The sequence below is a fragment of the Streptomyces sp. NPDC002130 genome (assembly GCF_040296465.1).
Lineage (GTDB): Bacteria > Actinomycetota > Actinomycetes > Streptomycetales > Streptomycetaceae > Streptomyces.
In genome coordinates this window covers 1-1,936 of record NZ_JBEOXI010000632.1, presented here as the reverse complement: position 1 = coordinate 1,936, position 1,936 = coordinate 1, and the positions used below count along the sequence as shown (strand labels likewise).

Genomic DNA, 1,936 nt, shown 5'->3' with positions numbered 1-1,936 from the left:
CGAGAGTTTCGAGGCGACGCAGGTCAGCCTTGATCTCGACGCTGTGGTTGTAGATCTCCTCGGCCTGCTCGGGTCCGACCTTGATCATGTTCTTGAGGTCGCCACCGGCGAAGAAGGTCTTCTTGCCGGAAGTGATGACGGCACCGGTGATGGAGTCCTTCTCGGCGACCAGACGGTCGACGGTGGCCTTCATCGACGCGATGTACGCGTCGTTCATGGTGTTTGCGCCCTGGTTGGGATCGTTGATGGTGAGCACGACGATGCCGTCGGCGTCCTGGTCCCAGTTGATGATGTTCTGATCAGTCACTTTGCTTGACTCCTGGTAAGCCTCGTTGGAAGGACGGACGCCGCGTCAGACGCGCTCGATGATGGTGGCAACGCCCATACCGCCGCCGATGCACAGGGTGATGAGGGCGCGCTTGCCGCCACGACGCTCGAGCTCGTCGACCATCGTTCCGGTGATCATCGCGCCGGTGGCACCGAGCGGGTGACCCATGGCGATCGCGCCACCGTTGACGTTGAGCTTCTCGTCCGGAATGTTCAGGTCCTTCTGGAACTTCAGGACGACGGAAGCGAATGCCTCGTTGATCTCGAAGAGGTCGATGTCGTCGACCGTCAGGCCGGCAGCTGCCAGAACCTTCTTCGACGCCGGCGTCGGGCCGGTGAGCATGATGGTGGAGTCGGCGCCGCTGGTGGCGGTGGCGACGACGCGAGCGCGCGGCGTCAGACCCATGTCCTTGCCGGCCTGCTCGCTACCGACGAGCACGAGGGCAGCGCCGTCGACGATTCCCGAGCTGTTGCCACCGTGGTGAACGTGGTTGATCTTCTCGACCCAGTGGTACTTCTGCAGCGATACGGCGTCGAATCCGCCGATTTCACCGATCACACCGAACGCGGGAGCCAAGCCGGCGAGGTTCTCTGCCGTGGTGCCCGGACGCATGTGCTCGTCGTTGTCGAGGATGGTGATGCCGTTGATGTCCTTGACCGGCACTACCGACTTGGCGAAGTATCCGCCGGTCCACGCCTTGGCGGCGAGGTCCTGCGAGCGCACGGCGTATGCGTCGACGTCGTCACGCGAGAAGCCCTCGATGGTGGCGATGAGGTCTGCGCCGACGCCCTGCGGCACGAAGTAGTTGTCGTAGTTGGTGGCGGGGTCGAGCGCCCACGGTCCACCGTCGGATCCCATCGGAACGCGGGACATCGACTCGACGCCACCGGCGATCACCAGTTCGTCCCAGCCGGACCGAACCTTCTGAGCAGCCATGTTCACGGCTTCGAGGCCGGAAGCGCAGAAACGGTTGAGCTGAACGCCACCGACGGTGTCGGGCAGTCCTGCATCGTTGACTGCAACGCGGGCGATGTCCATTCCCTGATCGCCAACGGGGGTGACGACGCCCAGGATGAGGTCGGAGATCCGGTCCTCGTCGAGGTCGGGAAAGCGCACGCGCAGTTCCTGGATCAGACCCGTGACCAGCGAGATCGGCTTGACCGAGTGCAACGACCCGGTCTTCTTGCCGCGGCCTCGCGGGGTACGGATGGCTTCATAAATGAATGCCTCTGTGGTCACTGTGAGGTGTTCCTTCCGTGTAATTCGTCGAACCGGTCTGCAGATCGTCCGCGCCGCCTTCGGTGGTGGCGCATGGCCGAGGTACAGACCTCAGCCCTTTCACTGTAGAACGTGTTCCAAATTCATGGGAAGGACCGAAGCGATCCTGCTAGGTGACCGAGGTGATCCGACGTGCGTGCGCCTGCCCGCTCCTGTTCATTTCACGAGCGTCTTCGGAAGCGCTCACGGCACGATGCGATAGGGCAACATCATGTCGTGATCTTCGTGATCGAGCAGGTGGCAGCCTCGACATCAGTGTCGGCACGGTGAAGTCCAGCATCTGGCGGTCGCTCCGCCGGCTGCGCGAGGACGAGGTCCTCAGCTTCGGCC

2 protein-coding genes and 1 pseudogene are annotated in these 1,936 nt (G+C 63.1%); 1 reads left to right on the top strand and 2 read right to left on the bottom strand.

Annotation, left to right across the window (positions count from 1 at the left end; translation table 11 throughout):
- Both ABT116_RS43775 and ABT116_RS43770 read right to left on the bottom strand, forming a co-directional pair.
- Positions 1-307: enoyl-CoA hydratase-related protein (locus tag ABT116_RS43775; RefSeq protein WP_351646385.1), on the bottom strand; the 307-nt coding region annotated here is incomplete at its 3' end.
- 45 nt (positions 308-352) lie between these two features.
- Positions 353-1,567, bottom strand: a complete 1,215-nt coding sequence (locus ABT116_RS43770) for an acetyl-CoA C-acetyltransferase (RefSeq protein WP_007731553.1) — start codon at positions 1,565-1,567, stop codon at positions 353-355.
- A gap of 284 nt (positions 1,568-1,851) precedes the next feature.
- Between ABT116_RS43770 and ABT116_RS43765 the strand changes: the two are divergent.
- Positions 1,852-1,936, top strand: a pseudogene (locus tag ABT116_RS43765) (SigE family RNA polymerase sigma factor); the annotation flags it as partial.